General features: G+C 57.7%; 20 protein-coding genes. 6 read left to right on the forward strand and 14 right to left on the reverse strand.

All coding sequences use genetic code 11. The features are described 5' to 3' along the window. Window positions 1-2: 2 nt before the first annotated feature. From ROR01S_RS16485 to selB, 4 genes are all read left to right on the forward strand, one after another. Entirely contained in the window at window positions 3-1,139 is a 1,137-nt protein-coding gene (locus tag ROR01S_RS16485) for an HlyD family secretion protein (protein ID WP_004868880.1), read from the forward strand. Between the two features lie 381 nt (window positions 1,140-1,520). Next, window positions 1,521-2,129, forward strand: coding sequence for a glutathione S-transferase (locus ROR01S_RS16490; RefSeq protein WP_015585527.1), 609 nt, complete (start codon window positions 1,521-1,523; stop codon window positions 2,127-2,129). Window positions 2,130-2,235: 106 nt separating this feature from the next. Continuing rightward, window positions 2,236-3,624 carry an L-seryl-tRNA(Sec) selenium transferase gene (selA, locus tag ROR01S_RS16495; protein WP_064359694.1) on the forward strand — a complete coding sequence of 463 codons (1,389 nt, stop codon included), beginning with the start codon at window positions 2,236-2,238 and terminating at the stop codon, window positions 3,622-3,624. Continuing rightward, window positions 3,621-5,462, forward strand: coding sequence for a selenocysteine-specific translation elongation factor (gene selB, locus ROR01S_RS16500; protein ID WP_064359695.1), 1,842 nt, complete (start codon window positions 3,621-3,623; stop codon window positions 5,460-5,462). The genes selA and selB overlap by 4 nt, the downstream gene beginning before the upstream one ends. Window positions 5,463-5,588: 126 nt before the next feature. Here the strand turns inward: selB and ROR01S_RS16505 are convergent, their stop codons facing one another. Together ROR01S_RS16505 and ROR01S_RS16510 are read right to left on the reverse strand one after the other, a co-directional pair. Beyond that, complete coding sequence (locus ROR01S_RS16505) at window positions 5,589-7,550, reverse strand: glycoside hydrolase family 127 protein (RefSeq protein WP_004868869.1); 1,962 nt, start codon at window positions 7,548-7,550, stop codon at window positions 5,589-5,591. A gap of 10 nt (window positions 7,551-7,560) precedes the next feature. After that, on the reverse strand, window positions 7,561-8,961 hold the full coding sequence (locus tag ROR01S_RS16510) for an MFS transporter (protein ID WP_004868866.1): 1,401 nt from the start codon (window positions 8,959-8,961) through the stop codon (window positions 7,561-7,563). Window positions 8,962-9,213: 252 nt separating this feature from the next. Between ROR01S_RS16510 and ROR01S_RS16515 the strand changes: the two genes are divergently transcribed. Beyond that, window positions 9,214-10,029 carry a helix-turn-helix domain-containing protein gene (locus ROR01S_RS16515; protein ID WP_004868865.1) on the forward strand — a complete coding sequence of 272 codons (816 nt, stop codon included), beginning with the start codon at window positions 9,214-9,216 and terminating at the stop codon, window positions 10,027-10,029. A gap of 42 nt (window positions 10,030-10,071) precedes the next feature. Here ROR01S_RS16515 and araD read toward each other — a convergent pair whose 3' ends face one another. The 12 genes from araD to ROR01S_RS16575 all read right to left on the reverse strand — a co-directional run bounded on the left by araD (window position 10,072) and on the right by ROR01S_RS16575 (window position 22,373). Further along, entirely contained in the window at window positions 10,072-10,770 is a 699-nt protein-coding gene (araD, locus tag ROR01S_RS16520; RefSeq protein ID WP_004868864.1) for an L-ribulose-5-phosphate 4-epimerase, read from the reverse strand. Further along, window positions 10,764-11,624, reverse strand: coding sequence for an L-ribulose-5-phosphate 3-epimerase (locus tag ROR01S_RS16525; RefSeq protein ID WP_004868862.1), 861 nt, complete (start codon window positions 11,622-11,624; stop codon window positions 10,764-10,766). Before ROR01S_RS16525 ends, araD begins: the two co-directional genes overlap by 7 nt. After that, a complete protein-coding gene (gene ulaD, locus ROR01S_RS16530) occupies window positions 11,617-12,279 on the reverse strand; it encodes a 3-keto-L-gulonate-6-phosphate decarboxylase UlaD (protein WP_004868859.1) in 663 nt (220 codons plus the stop codon). The genes ROR01S_RS16525 and ulaD overlap by 8 nt, the downstream gene beginning before the upstream one ends. After that, complete coding sequence (locus tag ROR01S_RS16535; protein WP_004868856.1) at window positions 12,276-13,781, reverse strand: FGGY-family carbohydrate kinase; 1,506 nt, start codon at window positions 13,779-13,781, stop codon at window positions 12,276-12,278. Before ROR01S_RS16535 ends, ulaD begins: the two co-directional genes overlap by 4 nt. Window positions 13,782-13,828: 47 nt before the next feature. Further along, window positions 13,829-15,148 carry an MFS transporter gene (locus ROR01S_RS16540; RefSeq protein ID WP_044350496.1) on the reverse strand — a complete coding sequence of 440 codons (1,320 nt, stop codon included), beginning with the start codon at window positions 15,146-15,148 and terminating at the stop codon, window positions 13,829-13,831. 53 nt (window positions 15,149-15,201) lie between these two features. Beyond that, window positions 15,202-16,137 carry a DUF4862 family protein gene (locus tag ROR01S_RS16545; RefSeq protein ID WP_044350498.1) on the reverse strand — a complete coding sequence of 312 codons (936 nt, stop codon included), beginning with the start codon at window positions 16,135-16,137 and terminating at the stop codon, window positions 15,202-15,204. Between the two features lie 45 nt (window positions 16,138-16,182). Continuing rightward, complete coding sequence (locus ROR01S_RS16550) at window positions 16,183-16,650, reverse strand: NanQ anomerase/TabA/YiaL family protein (RefSeq protein ID WP_004868849.1); 468 nt, start codon at window positions 16,648-16,650, stop codon at window positions 16,183-16,185. Window positions 16,651-16,661: 11 nt separating this feature from the next. Further along, window positions 16,662-17,660, reverse strand: a complete 999-nt coding sequence (gene yiaK, locus ROR01S_RS16555; RefSeq protein WP_004868847.1) for a 3-dehydro-L-gulonate 2-dehydrogenase — start codon at window positions 17,658-17,660, stop codon at window positions 16,662-16,664. 112 nt (window positions 17,661-17,772) lie between these two features. Then, on the reverse strand, window positions 17,773-18,636 hold the full coding sequence (locus ROR01S_RS16560) for an SMP-30/gluconolactonase/LRE family protein (protein WP_004868844.1): 864 nt from the start codon (window positions 18,634-18,636) through the stop codon (window positions 17,773-17,775). A gap of 1 nt (window position 18,637) precedes the next feature. Next, the gene (locus ROR01S_RS16565) at window positions 18,638-19,705 is read right to left on the reverse strand and encodes an ABC transporter substrate-binding protein (protein ID WP_048756834.1); all 1,068 of its coding nucleotides are present in this window, start codon (window positions 19,703-19,705) and stop codon (window positions 18,638-18,640) included. Between the two features lie 63 nt (window positions 19,706-19,768). Next, on the reverse strand, window positions 19,769-20,839 hold the full coding sequence (locus ROR01S_RS16570) for an ABC transporter permease (RefSeq protein ID WP_044023579.1): 1,071 nt from the start codon (window positions 20,837-20,839) through the stop codon (window positions 19,769-19,771). Window positions 20,840-20,852: 13 nt separating this feature from the next. Beyond that, window positions 20,853-22,373 (reverse strand): sugar ABC transporter ATP-binding protein, encoded by a 1,521-nt coding sequence (locus tag ROR01S_RS16575; RefSeq protein ID WP_064359696.1) that lies wholly within the window; start codon window positions 22,371-22,373, stop codon window positions 20,853-20,855. Window positions 22,374-22,596: 223 nt separating this feature from the next. On the opposite strand from ROR01S_RS16575, the gene yiaJ reads away from it, so the two are divergent. Continuing rightward, the gene (yiaJ, locus tag ROR01S_RS16580; RefSeq protein ID WP_004868836.1) at window positions 22,597-23,415 is read left to right on the forward strand and encodes an IclR family transcriptional regulator YiaJ; all 819 of its coding nucleotides are present in this window, start codon (window positions 22,597-22,599) and stop codon (window positions 23,413-23,415) included. Window positions 23,416-23,467 lie beyond the last annotated feature (52 nt).

Below are 23,467 nucleotides of genomic sequence, written 5' to 3' on the forward strand. Positions count from 1 at the left end.
TCATGGATCTGTTAATTGTATTGACCTATGTGGCGATTGCATGGGCGGTTTTTAAGATATTTCGTATTCCGGTTAACCAGTGGACTCTCGCCACGGCGGCATTAGGCGGTATATTTCTCGTCAGCGCCCTTATTTTATTAATGAACTATAACCATCCTTATACATTTACTGCACAAAAGGCGGTTATTTCGATTCCCATTACGCCACAGGTGACCGGTATCGTCAGTACCGTGACGGATAAAACGAATCAACGTGTTAATAAGGGTGATGTCCTGTTTACGATTGATCCCGTGCGCTATCAGGCCCGGGTAGATAGACTGCAGGCCGATCTGGTGACCGCGCTGCACAGCATCAACACTCTGAAGGCGCAGCTTTCAGAAGCGCAGGCAAACACGGTGCGTGTTTCCGCCGAGCGCGATCGGCTCTACAAAGACTACCAACGCTACCTGAAAGGCAGCCAGGCGCGGGTCAACCCGTTCTCAGAAAGCGATATCGATAATGCCCGGCAAAACTATCTGGCGCAGGATGCGTTAGTAAAAGCATCGGTTGCCGAGCAGGCACAGATTCAGAGTCAACTGGACAGCATGGTGGGCGGTGAGCAGTCGCAGGTTGTCAGTCTGCGCGCGCAGTTAGCGGAGGCGAAATATAACCTCGACCAGACCGTTATTCGCGCGCCAAGCAACGGCTATGTTACCCAGGTGCTGATCCGTCCCGGCACCTATGCGGCAGCGCTGCCGCTGCGCCCGGTGATGGTCTTTATCCCGGAACAAAAACGGCAGATTGTTGCTCAGTTCCGCCAAAACTCGCTGCTGCGACTGAAGCCAGGCGATGATGCCGAAGTGGTCTTTAACGCGCTGCCGGGCCAGGTATTCCATGGCAAGCTGACCAATATTCTTCCGGTGGTCCCGGGTGGATCTTACCAGGCTCAAGGGGCATTACAGTCGCTGACGGTCTTACCGGGAACCGATGGCGTACTGGCGACAATTGAGCTGGATCCCAACGCGGATGTCGACTCGCTGCCGGACGGTATTTATGCTCAGGTGGCGGTCTATTCCGACCACTTCAGCCATGTATCGGTCATGAGAAAGGTCCTGCTGCGCATGACCAGCTGGATGCACTACCTCTACCTGGATCATTAATTGCGATGAAGGCAGGCTGACGTTAAGTCTGACCTGCCTTTTGCCTGCGCCTGAACCATACTTATACCCGTCATACTTCAAGTTGCATGGTCGTTGGCAATACTCGGCCCATCCCTGGGCCTTGCCCTACGGGCGTTGCGAACAGCGTTCAAATTCGTTCCTGACGAATTTGTCCTCGTTCACCCCAGTCACTTACTTGAGTAAGTGACTGGGGATTCTCTGCGTCGCCGCGTTACTCGGCCTTCGGCCTCGCCCCTGTGGGGGCAGCGTAAACGCTGTTCAACAACGTCGAAAGCGTTGTGGTCCTGCAACTCGAACTATTTTGGCTATAGAGCCTGTCCCATCAGGCTTCTACTTTTTTGTTGGCGAAAGGAGCAGGTAATGAAACTGATCGGCAGCTACACCAGTCCCTTTGTGCGTAAAATCTCCGTCATTCTGCTGGAGAAAAACCTCCCCTTCGAATTCGTCAATGAATTTCCCTACCAGGACGTGAACGGCGTCGGGAAATACAATCCCTTGGGTAAGGTGCCGGTGCTGGTCACGGACGGCGGCGAATGCTGGTATGACTCCCCCATTATCGCGCAATACCTTGATCAACTCGGCGCTGCGCCGGCAATGGTGCCAGCGGACCCGAAAGCGGCGTTGAAAATGCGTCAGCTGGAGGCGCTGGCCGACGGCGTAATGGAGGCGGCGCAGGCGCTGGTGCGCGAAAAGAGCCGTCCGGCTGCGCAGCAGTCAGAAAGCGAGCTGCTGCGCCAGCGGGAGAAAGTGACCCGGGGACTCGATGCGCTGGAAGCCTATGTCGCCGATGGCAGTCTGCGTATCGACGAGGTCAATCTGGCCACGATTTCAGCGGCGTGCGCGATTGCCTATCTCAACTTTCGGCGGGTTGCGCCCGGCTGGTGCGCGACGCGGCCTCAGCTGATTAAGCTGGTCGATGCGCTTTTCCAGCGCGCCAGTTTTGCCCGTACCGAACCGCCAAGGACTTGACCCAGGCAGGTAACAGTTTCCTCCCGGAGACGTTACAATCACCGCTGATTTGTTGACTCCCTCTCCCGTCGGGAGGGGGGTAAATAACTTACCGCCAGGTCCATTCATGACTACCGATATTCGTGCGCTTTACACCCGGCTGCCGGCCACCGACCGTTTGCTTCGCGATCCCGCTTTTTCTGCTGTGCTGGCCCGCTATGGCCATGCTCAGGTGGTGGCGCTGTTGCGCCAGATGCTGGAGGAGGCGCGGGAATACATTCGTCAGCAGCAGGCGCTGCCGGCCTGGTGCGATGACTGGCCGCAGGAAACCGGGCGACGGCTGGCGCAAACGCTGCAAAGCGCGCTGCGCCCGGTGTTCAATCTCACCGGCACGGTGCTGCATACCAACCTGGGGCGCGCAATTCAGGCAGAAGCGGCGGTTGACGCAGTTGCACAGGCGATGCGTGCGCCGGTCACGCTGGAGTACAGCCTGGATGATGCCGGGCGCGGCCACCGCGATCGGGCGCTGGCGGAGCTGCTGTGCCGCATAACCGGCGCGGAAGATGCCTGCATCGTCAACAATAATGCTGCGGCGGTGCTGCTGATGCTGGCGGCCACCGCCGGCGGTAAAGAAGTGGTGCTCTCGCGCGGCGAGCTGGTGGAGATCGGCGGTGCATTCCGTATTCCCGATGTGATGCGCCAGGCGGGTTGTATCCTGCATGAAGTCGGCACCACCAACCGCACCCATGCGAAAGATTATCGTCAGGCCGTGAATGAGAATACCGGGCTGTTGATGAAGGTCCATACCAGCAATTACAGCATCGAGGGCTTCACGACGGCCGTCGATGAGGCCGGACTGGCGGCGATTGGCCGCGAAACGGGGATTCCGGTGGTGGCTGATTTGGGCAGTGGTTCGCTGGTTGACCTGAGCCAGTATGGTCTGCCGAAAGAGCCGATGCCGCAGGAGATGATCGCGGCGGGAGTCAGTCTGGTGAGCTTCTCCGGCGATAAGCTGCTGGGTGGTCCGCAGGCGGGGATTATCGTTGGTGAGAAGGCGATGATTGCCCGTCTGCAGCAGCACCCGCTTAAGCGCGCGCTGCGAGCGGATAAAATGACCCTTGCCGCGCTGGAAGCCACTCTGCGGCTCTATCTGCATCCGGAAACGCTGGCCGATCGGCTGCCCACCCTGCGCCTGCTGACCCGCACGGCGGAGGCGATTCAGGCGCAGGCGTTGCGCCTGCAGCCGTTGCTGGCCGCGCACTACACGCAGTTTGAGGTGCGGGTGGAGCCATGTCAGTCGCAAATTGGCAGCGGTTCGCTACCGGTAGACCGTCTGCCTGGGGCGGCGCTGACCTTTGCGCCGCGCGATGGTCGTGGCAGTCAGCTGGAGGCGCTGGCGGCCCGTTGGCGCGGGCTGACGATCCCGGTTATCGGACGGATTTACGATGGGCGTCTGTGGCTGGACTTGCGCTGTCTTGAAGATGAACCCCGGTTTATGGAGATGCTATTACAATGATTATTGCCACCGCCGGACATGTTGACCACGGTAAAACAACGCTGCTGCAGGCGATTACCGGCGTTAATGCTGACCGCCTGCCGGAAGAGAAATCACGCGGGATGACGATCGATCTGGGGTACGCCTACTGGCCACAGCCCGACGGTCGCGTGCTGGGGTTTATCGATGTGCCTGGCCACGAAAAGTTTTTGTCTAACATGTTGGCGGGCGTAGGTGGCATTGACCACGCGCTGCTGGTGGTGGCCTGCGATGATGGCGTGATGGCGCAGACCCGCGAGCATCTGGCCATCCTGCAGCTGACGGGAAAGCCGTCGCTGACGGTGGCGTTGACCAAAGCGGACCGCGTCGAGGCGCAGCGCGTTGAAGAGGTGCGTGGCGACGTGACGGCGGTGCTGGCAGAATTTGGTTTTACCGACGCCACGTTGTTTGCCACCGCGGCTACTGAAAACCAGGGGATCGCCGAACTGCGCGAGCATTTACTGCAGCTGTCCGCCCGTGCGCACCCGCAGCACCAGCGTTTTCGCCTGGCGATCGACCGAGCCTTTACGGTTAAAGGTGCCGGGCTGGTGGTGACCGGAACGGCGCTGTCGGGCGAGGTCAATGTGGGTGATACGCTGTGGCTGACCGGGGTCGATAAACCGATGCGCGTGCGCGGTCTGCACGCCCAGAACCAGGCCGTCGGGCAGGCCTGGGCAGGCCAGCGTATCGCCCTGAATATTGTTGGCGATGCGCAAAAAGAGGCGCTGAATCGCGGCGACTGGCTGCTCTCGGTGCGGCCGCCGGAGGCTTCTGAACGGGTGATCGTTGAGTTGCAGTGCCACACGCCGTTGACGCAATGGCAATCTTTGCATATCCATCATGCCGCCAGCCATATTACCGGACGCGTATCGCTGCTGGAGGGGGATCTCGCCGAACTGGTACTCGATACTCCGCTGTGGCTGGCAGATAACGACCGCCTGGTGCTGCGCGATATCTCCGCTCGCGTTACCCTGGCGGGTGCCCGCGTGGTGACGCTAAATCCGCCGCGGCGCGGCAAGCGTAAGCCTGAATATTTACAATGGCTGGCGACGTTAGCCGCGTCGCAGGGGGATGATGCTCAGGCGCTGGATATTCATCTGCAACGCGATGCCGTCCGTCTCGATGATTTTGCCTGGGCGCGCCAGCTCAGCGATGAAGGCCTGAACGTGTTGATTAACCGCCCGGATTACCTGCAGGCGGGCAACAGTCTGCTCAGCGCCCCGCTGGCCGCGCGCTGGCAGCGCAAGCTGCTTGATGCCCTGGCGCGCTACCACGATCAGCATCGCGACGAGCCTGGACCGGGCCGCGAACGTCTGCGGCGTATTGCGCTGCCGATGGAGGACGAAGCGCTGGTACTGCTGCTGATTGAGCAGATGCGCGCCAGCGGGACTATCGATAGCCATCACGGATGGTTACATCTGCCGGAACACAAAGCGGGCTTTACCGAAGAACAGCAGAGCATCTGGCTGCGGGTTGCCGACCTGTTTGCCGACGAGCCCTGGTGGGTACGTGACCTGGCGAAAGAGGCGGGCGTTGAAGAGGCGCTGATGCGCGCGGTGCTGCGTCAGGCGGCGCAGCAGGGGATGATTACCGCGATCGTCAAAGATCGTTATTACCGCAACGATCGGATCGTGGCCTTTGCCAGAATGATCCGCGAACTGGATCTGGCTCGTGGATCCACCTGTGCGGCCGATTTCCGCGATACCCTGAACGTCGGGCGCAAGCTGGCGATTCAGATTCTTGAATATTTCGACCGGATTGGCTTTACCCGCCGACGTGGCAACGACCATATCCTGCGTGATAAGGCACTGTTCCTGTAGCCAGGGAAATCCCGGAGGCGGTGCTTGACCCGCCTGTCCGGGCTACCAGACCGACCCGGTAGCCCGCTCAGCGCAGCGCTACCGGGAAATCTGAATCCGCCAGTGGTTCAGCGACAACCTTCGCGCTTATTCCTCTGCTTCTTTTACCCAAATGCGCATCTCGCCTTCGCCACGGTTGGCCCAGCTAAACCACGGAATAAAGGTCAGGGTCTGCGGCTGGCGGGTTGTCGGCGCACGATCATAATGCCATAGCGCCTGCTGGCCGGCGTCTTCCGCTGTCTGCTTATAACCTGGCGCCTGCAGGATCACCTTGTGGGCAAAAATCCCTTTCCCTTCAAAGGCGCTGAACCCGGCGTTGCGCGGCAGCTGCAGGTTATGCAATTGCTCGCCGTTATCCGCCTGCTCCAGGCAGTACACTAGCGGACCGCGCTGGACAGCGACCTGGCCGGCCTGATGACGCACCAGCGGATTACCGTAAAGGCGGCGCACCGGCATCGGCAGCGTTAACAGAAGCGTGTCGCCTTCCTGCCAGCGATGGCTAATATGCAGATACCCCTTGCGTACATCCTGGGCCACTGGCTTGCCGTTGAGCGTCACCTGCGGGTTATCGCACCAGTCCGGCAGGCGCAGCGCCAGGGTGTGATTGATCGGCGTCGGTGAGTCGACAGCTATCTTCACCTGCTCCTGCCACGGATAGTTACCGCTGATCCGCAGGCGCAGGGTTTCATCACCCACCGGGATCTCCGCGCTGTTACCCACGTACAGGTTGATGTACAGCGCATCCTGATGCGGCGTGTAGATATAGTGCCCCAGCGAGGTCAGTACGCGGGCTATGTTTGGCGGGCAGCAGGCGCAGCCAAACCAGCGTTGACGCACCGGCTTCACGTGGTCATAGATATGGTTGAATTTTAACGATGTCGGGTGCACTTCCAGCGGGTTAACGTAAAAGAAGTGTTTACCATCCAGCGCCATCCCGCCCAGCACGGTGTTATACAGCGCACGCTCCATCACATCGGCATACTGGCTGTCGGCTTCCATCTCCAGCATCCGACGGGCAAACATCATCAGTCCGATAGACGCGCAGCTTTCCGCGTAGACCGTGTCGTTTGGTAGGTCATAGTCGCTGCTGAAGGCTTCGCCGCTGCTCTGCGAACCAATGCCGCCGGTAATATACAGCTGGCGCTGAGCCATATTGTTCCACAGGCGCAGGCAGTCCTGACGTTTGCCCTCGTCCTGACTTAAGCGGGCGAGATGGGCGACGCCGGTCATCAGGTAGACAAAACGTACCGCATGGCCGATGGCGACAGGCTGTTCGGAAATCGGCTGGTGCGCCTGGCTGTAGGGCTTATCCATCACCATCCAGGCCGGGCCGTAGGTATTCCAGTAGGAGGTTTTGCCACGCTTTTCATATTCGATATCGTAAAAGTGCGGCTGCGTGCCGCGCTCTTCAACGAAATAGTTCACCAGCGCCAGATAACGCGGCTCCTGGGTAATGTCGTACAGGCGCATTAACGCCAGCTCGATCTCCGGGTGGCCAGGGTAGCCGTGCAGCTGGTTGTCGCCGGGGCCGAACACGTTGTCGATATGATCGGCAAGACGGCAAACGACCTCCAGAAGGCGGCGTTTGCCGGTGGCCTGGAAGAAGGCGACGCCCGCTTCAATCATGTGGCCCGCGCAGTACAGCTCATGACATTCTGCAAGGTTAGTCCAGCGTTCCGCCGGGGCTTTGACCGTGAAGTAGGTGTTCAGGTAGCCATCTTCGCACTGGGCGGCCGCCACCAGTTCAATCACCTCGTCAGCGGTTTTTTCCAGTTCGGCGTCCGGCTTCTGACATAGCGACCAGGCAACGGCTTCCAGCCATTTAGCCACGTCGCTGTCCTGAAAGACCATGCCGTAAAATTCTCCTTCCTGCTGCCCTGCGGCAATCCGGAAGTTTTCGATTGCATGGCTCGGATCCGCCTCGGCAATACGGTCGTTTAGCGCATCCCATTGATACGGGATCACCACATCGCGCACCAGCTGCTGGTACTGGCCGAGGAACGGGTCGTTGATTTTCAGTTTGTGCAGATCGACTTCCATAACAGACATAACGGACTCCTTAAGACTGGACGTGACGCGTGCGCAGGTCGCTGGCAATGCGCGCCATCATAGGATTATTAAGCTTGCAGGCGCGAATGGTGAAGGCCAGCAGCAGGTGGAACAGGGCCGGCAACAGGGTCTCCATGCTGGAGATGCCGGCCAGCGATGATGCGGTTTGGTTTTCCGCGCCCGGCTGATAGGCCACATAGATAAACACCAGGCTGATAATGCCGGCGCTGGAGGCCCATGCCAGCTTGATGAAGAACAGGTTAAAGGCGAAGTTCATGCCGGAAGAGCGCACGCCGGTTTTCCATTCACCGTAATCGTCGGAGAAGGCCATCAGCGAGAAGTGCAGCGGCAGGGTGAAGCCGAGAATGATGCCGTTACTGAGGATCACCACCAGCCATAAGGTCTGGTAGGCCGGGCCGGTCGGTAAAAACCACATCGCGAAGGCGATCGCGGCTAACACCAGGTTGGTGTAGTAATAGAGTTTGACGGTATCAAAGCGGCGCGACAGCAGGTTGATAATCACCGAGCCGCCAATCGAGGCGAAGGTCACCATGGTGAAGAACAGCGAGGTATAGCCGGTCGAGCCGCCCAACACGTAGGTGATGAAGTACATGTAGCCGCCGCCGCGGATATTAAAGACGTTGATCAGCAGGAACGACATCACCAGCATCAGCAGCAGCTGGTCATTCTGGCGCAGTCCGGCGATATGTTCGCGCAGGGTGAATTTCCCCATCATGTCCAACGAGACGCGTTCGCGAACCCAGAAGAAGCAGCACAGGAACATCACCACCGCAATGGCGCAGAGTACGCCGACGCCATACTGATAGCCCTGTGCGGTGTTGCCCTGACCGAGCGCCTTCACCAGCCACGGCAGCCCAACGGATACAAGGAATCCTGCCACGCCGCACAAGACAAAACGCCACGCCTGGCACGAGATCACTTCGCTGTGGCGCGTGGTCATAGTGTTAATCAGCGCGCAGTAGGGCACGTTAATCGCGGTATAGCTCACCGACAGCAGCAGATACGTGCCGAAAGCCCAGGCGATTTTTACGCCCATACCGGCATCCGGCACGGTAAAGGTCAGTACGCCGATAATGCCGATGGGCAACGCTATCCATAGCTGCCACGGGCGAAAGCGTCCCCAGCGGCTTTGGGTGCGGTCGGCCAGCACGCCCATGATCGGGTCGGAGATGGCGTCAAACACGCGCAGCGCCAGGAATAGCGTCCCGACCAGCGCCGGCGTCAGTCCAAACACGTCGGTATAGAAGAAAGTTAAAAAGTTCATGATCAGGCAGGTAATGACCGTCCCGCCCGCATCGCCCAGGCCGTAACCGATTTTTTCACGGAGCGTGAGGGAATCGTCCTGAGTGCGTTGTGCTAAATCACTTGTGGTAATCGGAGCCGAAGTCATAAATAACTCCCGGAGATGATGTGCGGAATAATATCCCGCTGAAGTGCGGGCTTTTATTTGTCATTTGCAAAGTACGTTATTTATTCTGCACTAAATACCTGGGCTAACAAGGGAAGGGAAAAGTATAAAAAGGTGACGATTCCGACTTCATGATAAAAGTGTGATTGCGATCCTGAATCATGCTGTTTTATCGTGAATAATCAAAGGTAAAGCGAATATCTGGTGATGCAAATAGCGGGGATTTTCATATCTATGCTTGAATTATCCATGTCTTTACCGATTAAAGTCCAAAATGGCGGGTTATTTATTTCTCGCGGTATTGGTAGCCATCCGGCACGACAGCTTCGTTCCTGGGAAATTATCTTCGTTGAAAAAGGGACATTAACGATTCGCGAAGATAACGAGGTATTTAGCGTGAATGCCGGGGAAAGTTTGCTGCTGTGGCCAGAGCGCTTGCATGTCGGGGTAGGGCAATTTCCGGCGGATTTAAAATTCTACTGGCTGCATTTCGAAGTGGTAGCAGACGAGGCCGCCTCGCCGCCCGAAGCGCTGCTGGCGGTGCCCCAGCACACGCGGGTGAGTGAGCCGCAATATATTATCTCCCTGTTCAGGCAATTCTTGCACGAACAGGAAAATATTCATCGTAGCGTCGCGCTGGAGCTGATCCTGCTGCTGATTTTGCAGAAGATTGCGGCGGCGGCCAGCGAACAGCCTGCCGATAGTCCCGGCACCGCGCTGGCCTGGAAAGCGCAGCAAATCATCCTCACCCGGTTTCATCTGCCCATTTCTGCCTCCACGCTGGCGAAGGAGCTGCACTGCAACGCGGACTACCTCGGGCGCGTCTATCGCCATGCTTTCAGGCTGACGCTAACCGAAGCGCTGCATCGCCAGCGGGTGAGGGCGGCGGAAAAGCTGCTGATCAGCGATTCGCTGTCATTGACCGACGTGGCGTCGAAATGCGGGTTTAATGATGTGGGCTATTTCCGCAAAATTTTCCGCAAGCACACCGGTCTGACCCCGGCGGCATGGAAGCGTCGCTACTGTAAGGAGCACGTGAATTCGGCGTAGGAACGGCCTCCTCCGGGCGGAGAAGGCGCGGTGGTAGGGTGGTCAGTTTTGCCCGTAATAGGCATTGGCGCCGTGTTTACGCAAATAGTGTTTATCGAGCAGTTCAGACTGCATATCAGGCAGTTGCGGGGCCAGCTGGCGCGAGAACAGCCCCATGTAAGCGCACTCCTCCAGCACCACCGCGTTATGCACGGCATCGGCGGCATCTTTGCCCCAGGCAAACGGGCCGTGTGAGTGGACGAGGACCGCCGGAATTTGCGCCGGATCCAGCCCGCGCTCTTCAAAGGTTTTAATGATCACTTCGCCGGTCTGATATTCGTATTCGCCGTTAATTTCGTCCACGGTCATCAGACGGGTACAGGGAATGGCGCCGTAGAAATAGTCGGCATGGGTGGTGCCCCATGCCGGCAGGTCAATGCCCGCCTGCGACCAGATCGTCGCGTGGCGGGAATGGGTGTGCACGATCCCGCCGATCTGCGGATAGCGGCGATAGAGCGCCAGATGGGTCGGGGTATCGGACGACGGTTTTTTGCTGCCTTCAACGACCTTGCCGCTGGCTAACTCCACCACCACCATATCGTCGGCGGTCATTACCGTATATTCGACACCGGAAGGTTTGATGACCATCAGCGTGCGCGTGTCATCGACCGCGCTGACGTTGCCCCAGGTAAACGTCACCAGCTGGTGGGCCGGCAGCGCCAGGTTGGCAGCCAGGACCTCGGCTTTGAGTTGTTCTAACATGTAAATCCTCCTTCCTGCATCCGTGATTCAATCCAGCGACGTGCCTGGATAATTTCCAGCACCGGTTCGCTGGCTTTCTCCGTCCACATTTCAATCAGAAACGATCCGCGATAGTTCAGTTCGTGCAGGGTTTTGAAAATGCCAACAAAATCGACACAACCTTCGCCAAACGGCACGTCACGAAACTGTCCGGGACTGTGCGCGGTGACCGGCTGGGTATCTTTCAGGTGGATGGCGGCGATGCGATCGATACCCAGTTTGAGTTCGGCGGCCACGTCGTTGCCCCAGGCGCTGAGGTTGCCGACGTCCGGATAAACGGTGAACCATGGGGAAGAGAGCATCTCATCCCACGCTTTCCACTTGCTGATGGAGTTCATAAAGGCGGTATCCATGATCTCCACCGCCAGCATCACCTGCGCAGCTGCGGCCTGTTCCACCGCCCACGCCAGCCCTTCGGCAAAGCGCTGGCGGGTGCCTTCATCGTGCTCCTCGTAGTAGACGTCATAGCCCGCCAGTTGAATGGTGCGGATGCCCAGATCGCGCGCCAGACGGATGGCTTTGGTCATGATCTCCCGCGCCCGCTGGCGGATGGACTCATCGCGGCTGCCAAAGGGGAAGCGGCGGTGGGCGGAGAGGCACATCGACGGAATGGCTACTCCGGTCTCCAGCATGGCGGTCACCAGCGAGGCGCGCTGAGCGGGGCTCCAGTCGAGGCGTGACAGGCGTTCGTCAGTCTCATCTACCGACATTTCGACAAAATCAAACCCGCAGCTTTTTGCCAGCACCAGCCGCTCCGGCCAGCTGAGATCTTTGGCCAGCGCTTTCTCATAGATACCTAACGGATGATTACGCATGCTGTTCTCCCCAGATGGCGTCAATCTGTGCGTGGAATTCGGCGGCAACCTGTGCCGGGTGGGCGGCGCCTGATAATGCACGTCCGGCAATAAACGCTTTAACGTTAATATCACGGAACAGCGCCAGGTCAGCGGGGGTGATCCCGCCGGTAATCGACAGTTCGAGGCCAATATCCGACAGCGCCTTCATGCGCGTCAGATCGGCGTCACCCCACTGTTGCCCGCTGGCCTGGGCGTCGCGTCCGCGGTGGTAGATCGCCTGACGAACCCCGGTGCGATACCAGCCACGGGCATCCTCCAGCGTCCAGTTGCCGAACAGCTCCATCTGAATTTCTCCGCCGCAGGCCTGCGCCACGGCGTGGCCTTTCTCTACCGTGGCGAGCGGGGCGGCGCAGATGATAGTCATCCAGTTGGCGCCGGCGTTAAACGCGTGCTGTGCGAGGGTTTCGCCGGCATCGGCCACCTTCCAGTCGGCGACAATAATTTTGTCCGGACACTGGGCGCGCAGGGCGGTCACCGCGCGCAGCCCTTCGGCAAGGCACAGGATCGTGCCGGCTTCGACGATATCGACGTGGTCCTGTAACAGGGCGACATCGTGCTGTGCCGCCTGAAGATGGGTATGGTCGAGCGCCAGTTGCAGTAATGGACGGCTCATAGTGCGTGCTCCTTAATGCGGGCGTGATAGCCCTGCAGTGCCTGAATCAAATGTTGGTATTGCTGGTATTTGTGCTGGTAACGCGCGTGCGCGGCCATATCGGGCTGCAGCGTGCGTACCGGATGTTGTAAATCGTGCTGGGCGTCTTGGAAGGTGCGGTAGACGCCGGTCCCGACGCGGGCGGCAAGCGCCGCGCCGAAGCACCCGGTCTCCTCGACCTGCGGCAATTCGATGCACAGACCGCTGACGTCGGCCAGCATCTGCATCCAGACGTCAGAGTGCGCCGGGCCGCCGGTGACGCGCAGGGCGTGAACATCGGTAAAGCGTTCACGCATGCGGTTCAGGTGGGTCATATGGCTGAAGACCACTCCTTCGTAGACCGCCTGCAGCAGATGGGCGCGGGTGTGCAGCGCCTGCAGGCCGTAAAACCCGCAGGTCATCTCCAGCCCGGCGTTGCTGCCATAGAGAAACGGCAGGAAAAAGAGCTGGCCGTCGGCTTTCGGCAGCCCGGCGACGGCCCGGTTGATCTCATCGAAAGAGAGGTCGCCCCATTGGGCCGTGAACCATTCAAGATTGCCGGAAGAGGTTGGGCTGGCTTCATGAACGATGTACTGCCCGTCATTGACGTAGCGACCGTAGACGTAAGGGTGGGCCTCGTGATTGCGCAGGCCGTGGGTTATTCCACTGGTCACCGCCCAGGTCCCCATTACCGCATTGAGGGTAAACTCATCTTCGATACCCGCGCAGAGTGCGGTGGAAACCACATCAAACAGACCGCCGACGACGGGAGTTCCCGCCGCCAGACCGGTGATAGCGGCTGCCTGAGCGGTGATTTCCCCGCATATTTCTGCTGAACCGACGATGGGCGGTAAGGCGTTATCGATTTCACTGATGCCCAGCCAGCGGGTCAGCTGTGGGTCGTACTGGCCGGTTGCCATGTTGTAGAGGTTGGACTCGGAGATGTTGCTCTCCTCGCAGCCTTTAACGCCGGTTAAGCACCAGCGCAGGTAGTCGTGGCCCATCATGACGCTGCCGATTTGCGCGTAACGCTGAGGTTCATGCTCTTTTACCCAGCGCAGCAGCGAGGCCGGATGCCCGGTCCACAACGTCTGGCGGGTGACCGGATACAGCTGCTCAGGGATGCCGTCCTGCTGCCAGCGCTGGACGATATCCAGCGCCCGGCGATCGGAGGAGAGCATGGCATTGCCCAGTGGCCGATCCTGTTTATCCAGGAGAAACAGCCCCTTGCCCTGCGCCGAAATACCGATCCCGGTAATCTGTTCGCCCACGACGCCGGTGCGTTGTAGTAGCCCGGCAATGGTCGCCACGCACTGTTGCCAGAGCTGGTGCATGTCGCGTTCGGCATAGCCCGGCAGGGGCGACGCCGTCTGCAGCGATTGCCGATGAATGCCATGCTCATGACCTTTGGCGTCATATAAACCGGCTTTCAGATAGGTACCACCGCAGTCGATACCGAGCCAGAAGGTCTTTTTCTCACTCATCTTTGCATTCTCTTTGTTGCCGGGAGGCGCAGACCCCCCGGCAGGGGTTACGCCGCGTGTTTACGTGGGCTCATCGTCTTTACCGGGGCTGCGCCGGTATCGCATTTCGACGGCAGCAGAAGGGCCATCAGCGCAGCCAGCGCCAGGGAGATCGCTAGGCAGTAAACGCCGGCGTCTTTGCTGTAAAGGGTGATCAGTACGCCCACCGCGTAGGGACCGCAGAAGCCACCGAGGTTGCCGAGGGCGTTGATGACGCCACGGGCGCCGCCGGCCATTTCAGCGCTGAACAAGCGGGCCGGAATGGTCCAGAACACCCCCGCCGCGGACTGCAGGAAGAAGCCACAACCCACCAGCGCGGCATAGGCCAGCCAGACGTTGTTTTTCAACGCCACCGACAGGAACATGCACAGGGCAAAGCCAACCAGCGGCAGGCAGACGAACAGTTTGCGTTTTCCGGTACGGTCAGAGAGGGAAGAGAACAGGAACATCCCGGCAATCGCCCCGACGTACGGCAGGATAGCGAGCATCCCAACCTGCCCCATGCTGCTGTGCGTCAGCTCTTTGAGAATGGTGGGGAGCCACAGGGTGTAGCCGTAAATACCGGTCTGATAGAAGAAATTCAGGGCGATCAGTTGCCACATGGTTCTGTCGGCCAGTACAGCGCTGAGAGACGCATTTTTGACGGTGGTTCCGGCGATGGCGCGTTGTTCGGCGGCGAGGGTATCGACCAGGTAGCGCTTTTCGGCTTCAGAAATCCACCGGGCTTCCTGCGGACGGTCGTAGACGGTATAGGCCCACAGGGCTAATACCACCACTGAGAGCAAGCCTTCAATAATGAACAGCCAGCGCCAGTCGAGGATGGTAATGATCCATCCGGAGAGCGGGGCGGTGATAATGCCGGCAATCGGGACAAACATAATCACAATCGCGTTGGCGCGGCCACGTTCAGCATCCGGGAACCAGTTGCTGATCATCGTCAGCACCACGGGCAGCATGCCCCCTTCGGCGACACCCAGTAAGAAACGCAGGACCAGCAGCTGATACTGGTTGGTGATTAACCCGGTCAGGACCGAAATGACCGCCCAGGCGACCAGCGACCAACCAATAAACTTCTTGCCGCTGCCGTGGACCGCGATTTTCCCGCCCGGCACCTGTAAAAACAGATAGCCGATAAAGAATATCCCGCCCGCAAGCCCTGCCATGGTGGCGGAAATACCGAGTTCGGCATCCATCCCGCCGGGCATAGCAAAGGCAATGTTGACCCGGTCCATATAAGAAATAATACACGCGATAAGAATAGGGGGAATAATTCTTAACCAGCGTTGGCGCGGAATATCCGCGGTTGTAGCGTAAGAGGAAGTGTTCATATTAATCTCGTGTTTAAAGTAACTGACGTTGCGATTAAATTGACGCTTTATATTTATTGTTGGGCTATGTTTAACGCGTTAATGCCATCGCGTAATATGGCTATGCGATGATTCGCATCAGCATTCTCATCAATTTCCAGTAACTTAATACCGGCAAACTGTAATTTTGCTGAATCAGCCACATTAAATAATTCTTTGGCGTGCGCCGCCGTTAACAGGCTGTGCGGGCAGAACGGGGCGAACGGTGTGTGCAGGTCAGTCCATTCGCCATACGGCCCTTCGGTCGCGGTGCCAGAGAACATCAGCGCCCCCAGTTTTCCTGCGGCATGTACCGCCTGAGCGTGCGTCAGCGGCAGGGCGGCGTTACGCCCTTCAATCGCCGACCGCGCCCAGTTGATACAGATATCAATGCGGTAACCTGCCAGGACCTCCAGCACGTTTTCCAGCGGCAAAAAGCCTTTGCGTGGCGCCGGCTGGTTCATGGCATCACAATGTTCCAGTACGAGTGAGCATGACCAGTCCCAGGCCGCAATCTCTTTGATTGAGCGGGCGAAAGCATCGGTTGCCTGTTCTACGTTCGCATTGCCTGCAAGCGGTGCCGCCTGCAGTTCCAGGGCGATCACCTTGCCAGCAAAACGTTTGTTTAGCGCATTGATTTTGTTGTGTAAATGACGATGGAATTCGATGCATGCCAGGCGCTGTTCTTCATCGCTGGAGGCCAGGCCGAAAGCCGTGTTGCCGCCGCCACGGCGACGCATGGTTTCCGGGATGGCAGTCACCACCATCTGCCACTCCTGCGGCGTATGCTGGAGCAACCACTCATCGCCATAGGGGTGAAAATTCTCATGGCATGGCTGCTCGAGCCCACGGATGTGGGGCGTGTCCGCGAGTAAGCGCCAGAATTCCGTCTCTTCTTGTTCGCTCTTTTGGTGAAATGAGGGCGCACAAGGATATGCGCCGATGATATAACCGGCGTCATTTCTTTCCATTTTTCACTCCTTTTATTTATCGTCGTGCGACAAATAAATTACGGATTAATCTAAAGCGGAAATAGCAACTTTAACCACTATTTTCCTGATTGCCGTTGCCCGGTGTTTATTACAGGCTGGTCGGTGAACATCCTGCGGGAAAAATATGGCGTAGTTCCCCGGCCTCATTTCTATTAACGATTCATTTTCGCTGTGGTGATAGAAAATAATATCCCGCTGCTCAAGTAATTCTTCACTGACGACATTATTGCCGGTATCGATAGCAACACCGATCTGCTCTTCACCGGAATATAAAAACTGGATATCCAGGTAGCGGCGGTGTACTTCCGGGCGCAATTCATCGTGCGGGCGGGTGGTCAGGTCGAGGATCTGCGCGAAGATCGTGCGCCCCTCGATTTCGACCACCCCGGTCTCCAGCTTGCTGAAGTCCGTGGTGCGCAAAAAATCCAGTGCTTTTTCAATCGCCGCCGGGTACCGGCAGGCGTTGGGTTGGGAAATATGTCCATAAATCATGATGATATTCCTTACAGCGCTTTGATTTTTGCCCACACGCTGTCATCAACGGTGATGCCGTTGCGGCGGTTCTCTTCCAGCAGACGGGAAAACTCATGACCGGGCAGACGGACCGGCACGTTTTCGTCGGCACGTTCGGCGCTGGTGATGTAATCCATGATGCGTTGCAGCTTGGCGTCGCGAGTGGCTCCGTCGATCAGCTTGTCCACTTCGATAGCGATAAAGACTTGCGAAATGTTGAATTCGTCACTGTTGTCTTCAGTTACTGCAGCAACGGAAGCGCCATCGGAGAGCAGGGTGGCGATCATGTCCAGCACAATGGAGAGGCCTGAACCTTTCCAGTAGCCCATCGGCAGAATACGGCGGTTTTTCTCGATGGGTGCCGGGTCTTTGGTCAGGTTGCCTTCGTCATCGAAGCCGCCGTCAACCGGCAGCTGGCGGCCCGCCAGACGGTTCACTTCCAGCATGCCGTAGGAGAACATCGACATTGACATGTCCACCATGGTGATCGGCGTCGACGGAATAGCGACGATCAGTGGGTTCGTCCCGATGCGGCACTCTTTGGCGCCCCACGGCGGCATCACGGCAATGGAGTTGGTCCAGCAGATACCGATGTAGCCTTTTTCCGCCGCCTGCCAGCCGTAGCTGCCGCCGCGCATCCAGTGGTTGGCGTTGCGTACCGCAACCAGACCAATACCGTGGTCAGAAGCCAGTTCAATAGCCCGATCCATCATTTTTTTCGCCGTCAGGTTACCGATTGAACGCTGGGCATCCCACTGCTCAATTGCCCCCAATGAAGCGGTACGTTTTGGCAGGGCCTCCGGGATGATATCGCCGTTTTCCAGCTGCTGAATAAAGCGCGGGAAACGGTTTACGCCGTGTGAATAGACCCCTGACTCGGTGGTGCGAGCGAACATTTCTGCACAGGCATCGGCAGTTTCAGCCGCCACGCCGCGTGCCAGCAGGACACGGGTAAACTCATTTTTAAGGTCAGAAAAACTCAATAACATACGTTTTCTCCATTACATCTTATGTTTCACATAGTGGAATGTGATTCCACTAAATAGTGTCGGGTTGCAAAAACACGCCGGCAGGACCGGTGCGTGTCGGTGTGATTCTGGTTTATCCCTGAAGGCGGGACGGGGTGAAGGTCACCCGGTACAGCGATGTCGTCGCCGTAATAAAAAGCGCATTCCCGTCGGGGCCACCAAAGGTGCAGTTAGAGACGCGCTCGGGGACCGCAATGGTGTCCAGTAATTCGCCTGCGGCGGAGAAAATCAAAATCCCCGTTTCGCAGCTGCAGTAAATATTCCCGTCCTGGTCGACGCAAAATCCGTCCGGAATACCCGGTTTGACCTGGGTTACAACGTGGGAAAATAGCGCGTTATCGCCTTCAAGACGGTAAGCACGAATTTCCCGGCGACCCTGGCTCGGAAAATCAATAACCGACATATCTGCCACGTATAGCCATTTATCATCTGGCGAAAAGGCCAGCCCGTTGGGGCGCTGGGTATCGCTGATGGCAATAGCGACCTGGTGACGCGCTTCATCAAAGCGATAGACGTAGCAGCCAATGACCTGACTTGCGGCGCGATAGCCCTCTTCGTCACCGACGATGCCGTAGGGCGGATCGGTAAACCAAATCGACCCGTCCTGGCGCACCGCGATATCGTTGGGGGAGTTAAAACGCAGCCCATCGACTTTATCCACCAGTAGGGTGTGATTGCCTGCGGCGTCGGTACGGCTGATCCCGCGCCGACCGTGCTCGCAGGTTAACAAGCGCCCTTGTAAGTCCCGCGCGTTGCCGTTGGCAAAGTGGGATTCGGCACGAAACACGCTGACGCCATTTTGCGCATCCCAACGGAACATTCTGTTGCCTTTCACATCGCTGAAAATCAGGCACTGCTGGTCTGCCAGCCACACCGGGCCTTCCGCCCAGATCGCCGGTGAGCACAGGCGTTCAATACTTCCCGTGACGGCTAACATTTCACTTCACGCCCCAGATGGCTTTGTAGCGATCGCGATAATGGTTGTCCGGGTCGAATTCGTTGTTCTGGCCGCCGTCGGCGGCGATGTTCTCTTTGGTTACCAGATGCGCCGGGGTGACATAACCAGACGGCGCTTTGCCCGCGAAGGCGCGGTTAAATTCATCCAGCAGCTGCCAGCCGTGCAGTTTCAACGGTTCTGGTACGGTTGCGATCTGCGCTTTGCCTTCACGTACGCGCTGGTAGGCGGTGACGGAACCGTCGCCAGCGGAGATGTTGTACGGTGGTTTATCTCCGCTGCCTTTGCCCGCGGTTTGCAGGGCAGGGGCCATAAAGTCGAAGTACAGGTCGTTAATCGCCAGCGAGTATTCGAATTTATCGCCATATTTTTGGATCAGGCTGTAGGTCATGCCCGGCATGCGGTTGGAGGTATCGGCCAGCGGGGTATCGATAAACTCCACCACCTGGCAACCGCTGCATTGCTCAATCACCTTCTTCATCGCGTTGGCTTTATCCAGCGCGATTTGGTACAGCGAGTCGGTGAAAATCAGCACTTTGGCGGTGCCGTTGGATTTCGCCACCGCATACAGCGCCGCCATGCGCGAGACTTCGTTCGAGTCGGAGGTCACGTTGTAGAAAATGTTGTAAGCCGGAACCGGGCCAGGCGCGGGAACCGCGTGCCATGCGGTCAGCACGATGCCCTCTTTCACGGCTTTTTTCAGCGGAATTTTGGCGACGTTCGGGTTCCAGCCGCCAATGACGATACCGTCCGGTTTACGGGCGATTGCCTGGTTTAGCGCCGCCAGTTGATCTTTCACCGAACCTGCACCATCCAGTACATCCAGCTGCCAGCCTGCGGCTTTCACCGCTTCCTCCAGTCCCTCTTTAACGCCCAGCACGCCGCCGTTTTTCATGTCCGAGGCGATGAAAATGATCTTCTTATTCGGCTGCAGCGCCGGGCCCTGGGTTGGGCCGTCCCATGTGGTGACTGGTGCGGTCGCTTTGGCAATCGCCGTTTTCGCTTGCTGAACAAAGGCATCGTCGGCGAGGCTGAAACCACTTGCCATCATCAACCCGGCAGCCAGACAGCATTGAACTATTTTTTTATTCATTTTCAGTTCCTTACGCGAGAGTCATTGGGTAACGGAGGAGCCTGATGCTGGCGATTGTGCCCGCTGCACCAGTTTTTTATTTAATGCCCGACGGCGTTGGGCGTAGCCTGCCAGGGTAATCGACAGCAGCAGCGTCGCGCCGTTAAACAGTGGTTCGACCCAAAACGCGCCGCCGAACTGCTGGATACCCGCAATACCTATCGCCAGCACCGCAATACCGACCACCGTGCCCCAGACGTTCACCCGGCCAGGACGAATGGTAGTGCTGCCAAGGAAGGCGCCCACCAGAGCCGGGAGCAGATAATCCATCCCGACGCTGGCCTGGCCCACACCCTGCTCGGCGGCGATGATCACCCCGGTAAAGCCGGTTAAGGTGCTGGAAGTCATAAATGCCCCGATGATGTAACGATTAACGGAAATGCCGTTGAGCGCTGCGGCGACGGGGTTGCCGCCCACCGCATACATGCAGCGACCAATCGGGGTATGTTCGGTGATGATCCACAACACCACGGCGGCAAAAAGGACGTAGAAGGCCACCACCGGAATGCCGAACAGGTCGGAGTGATGCAGGGCGATAAAGGCGTCCGGTAAGTCCCCGACGATCTGCCGACCGCCAGAGTGCCAGAGCGCGATGGCGTACAGCACCGTACCGGAACCCAGGGTCGCAACAAAGCTGTCGATATCCGCCAGCGCCACCAGAATACCGTTCAGCAAACCGTAGAGCGCAGAGAGCACCAGCACGATCGCCACAGCGACGGGCCAGGAGAAACCATATTCAACCTGCAAAGTAATGGCGAGGATGTGCCAGAGCACGATGCCGAAGCCGACGTTCAGGTCGATTTTGCCAACAATCATCGGGATGGTTGCTGCTAGCGCCAGCAGGGCAATTTTCGATTTGCTATCGAGAATGGCCTGCAGCGTCAACAGGGAAGCAAACGAAGGCGTTGTCAGTGAAAAAACGATAACCAGCACCACGCAGATCGCGGGTAAACCGTAACGCGTGGTCAATTGTCCAAGCCAGGTAGCCGCACCGTGTTCATGAAGTGATACGCGTGATTCCAGGGCCGTCGATTTCATTGATGTTTTAGCCATAACGCACTCCGACTTAATGTATGGTGCCGCTGCCTGATGCCAGCTCAAGCAATCTGGCAAAGGTGACATCCTGGTTGAGAAGTTCGCCGACGATCTGCCCGCGGTTAAACACCAATGCCCGGTTACAGATGTGCGCTACCTCTTCCAGGTCGTTGGAGATGACCAGAATGGCAACGCCGTTTTGCAGCGCCTGATTGAGTAAATCGTAAATTTCTGCGCGTGCGCCTACATCAACGCCAGCAGAAGGATCTTCCAGGATGAGCAGCGGGGCATTGAGCGAGAGCCAGCGTGCCATGACTACTTTTTGCTGGTTGCCGCCCGACAGCGCACTGATTTCAATATTTATCTGCGCAGGGCGCACGTCGAACTGGCGGATTTTCTCCCAGCTCAGCGGCGCTTCGCTTTTTTCGTTATAGCGGGAAAACAGCGCATGGCCGTGTTTACAAGGGTTCATAAACAGGTTTTCACGCACCATCATGCCCGGAATCAGGCTTTCATGAAGACGGTCGCCGGCGACAAAAGAGATGCCTGCGGACATCGCTTCCCCTGGTGTTGTCGCCGTAAACGGCACGCCACTTAACGTGATTTGTCCACTCTCCTGCGGCCTGCAGGCAAACAGTAAACGTCCAATCTCTTCCTGACCGGCACCCCGCAGACCGGCGAGTGCCACCATCTCACCGGCACGCAGCTCAAAGGAGACCGGCCCGGTATCGCCCACTTTGACGTTGTCCATTTTCAACAGCACCGGCGCGCTGGCATCGGGTAAGGCCTGACGCCGATCGCCGCCGAGGCTTTCGCCCACAATCAGCTCGACCAGACCACGCAAGCTATAGCGAGCGATATCGCCGCCCCCGGCGTAGCAGCCGTCGCGCATCGCACAAACGGTATCCGCCATCTCCATCACCTCATCCAGGCGGTGGGTGATGTAAATCATGCCAACCTGCTTCTCGCGCAGGATGTTCATCACGCGGAACAGGTGGCGGACATCGTCGGCAGGCAGTGAGGCTGTCGGTTCATCGAGCACCAGCACCGAGGCGTCAACTGCCACCGCGCGGGCAATCGCCAGCAGGGATTTTTCGGTGCGGGAAAGATCAAACACGCGGTCATCCGGGTCGAGCTGAATGCCGATATCTTCCAGCGCTTTTTGCGCCTGGCGTTTGGTGGCCGCCCAGTCAATCAGGCCGAAGCGACGGGGGAAACCCATCACCAGCGCCATGTTTTCGGCGACGGTCATCCACTCTACCAGGCCTAAGTCCTGATGAATAAAGGCGATAGGCTGTTCGTTACCCTGACGTAACGCGGCGGCGGAATCCACCGGCTGACCGCGAAACAGGATCTCGCCACCATCGCGGGAATAGACGCCCGCCAGCACCTTAATCAGCGTCGATTTACCGGCACCGTTTTCTCCCAGCAGTGCCACAACCTGGCCCGGATAAATATCCAGACTGACGTTATTGACCGCCACATTTCCACCAAAGCGCTTGATAATGTGGCGCATGGATAACAACGGAGACAACACTGCTGCTTCTGCCATTTAAGGTGACCTCCCGCCGTGTGGGAAAGAACGTTTTGCACGCTATAAATTTCACTATGCGAAATCTGATTTCAAATATATCGATCATGATTTCACAAAGCAATCGAAGAGGTTGTTTTTGAAATTCAATAAAATCAGTCAATTACAAAATTTCTGTTCAGATCGTGAAGTGAAACACACTTTGCGCTACCATCAGTGCGGGTCGAAAAGGGGAGCTGACGCGATGGACACAAAAGAGAGAGAAATGACGCAAGACAAAGAAAGGCCTGCGGGAAGCCAGAGCCTGTTCCGCGGGTTGATGCTGATTGAAATCCTCAGTAACTATCCGAACGGTTGCCCGCTGGCGCACCTTTCGGAGCTGGCGGGCCTGAACAAAAGCACCGTCCATCGCCTGTTGCAGGGGCTACAATCCTGCGGCTATGTGACGCCCGCACCCGCAGCCGGTAGCTATCGGCTGACCACCAAGTTCATTGCGGTGGGGCAAAAAGCGCTCTCCTCGCTGAATATCATCCACGTTGCCGCGCCGCATCTCGAGACGTTGAACCTGGTTACCGGCGAAACGGTGAACTTCTCCAGTCGGGAAGATGACCACGCCATTCTGATTTACAAGCTGGAACCCACCACCGGGATGCTGCGCACGCGGGCCTATATCGGCCAGCATATGCCGCTGTACTGCTCGGCGATGGGCAAGATCTACATGGCCTTTGGGCACCCTGACTATGTCGAGAACTACTGGGAAACTCACCAGGATATTATTCAGCCACTGACCCGGAATACCATCACCGGGCTGCCCGCAATGCATGATGAGCTGGCGCAGATCCGCGAGCGCAATATGGCGATGGACCGGGAAGAGAACGAACTAGGCGTCTCCTGTCTGGCGGTCCCGGTGTTTGATATCCATCGTCGGGTGCCTTATGCAATTTCTATCTCCCTGTCGACCTCGCGCCTGAAGCAGGTGGGCGAAAAAAACTTGCTGAAACCGCTGCGCGATACCGCAGAGGCGATTTCACGTGAGCTGGGTTTTGCCGTACGGGAAAGCTAAGGCAGATGACCAAATTCCGCTGACGTAACGGAAAAAAAACCGCTGACTCCAT

The sequence above is a fragment of the Klebsiella ornithinolytica NBRC 105727 = ATCC 31898 genome (genome assembly GCF_001598295.1).
Taxonomy (GTDB): domain Bacteria; phylum Pseudomonadota; class Gammaproteobacteria; order Enterobacterales; family Enterobacteriaceae; genus Klebsiella; species Klebsiella ornithinolytica.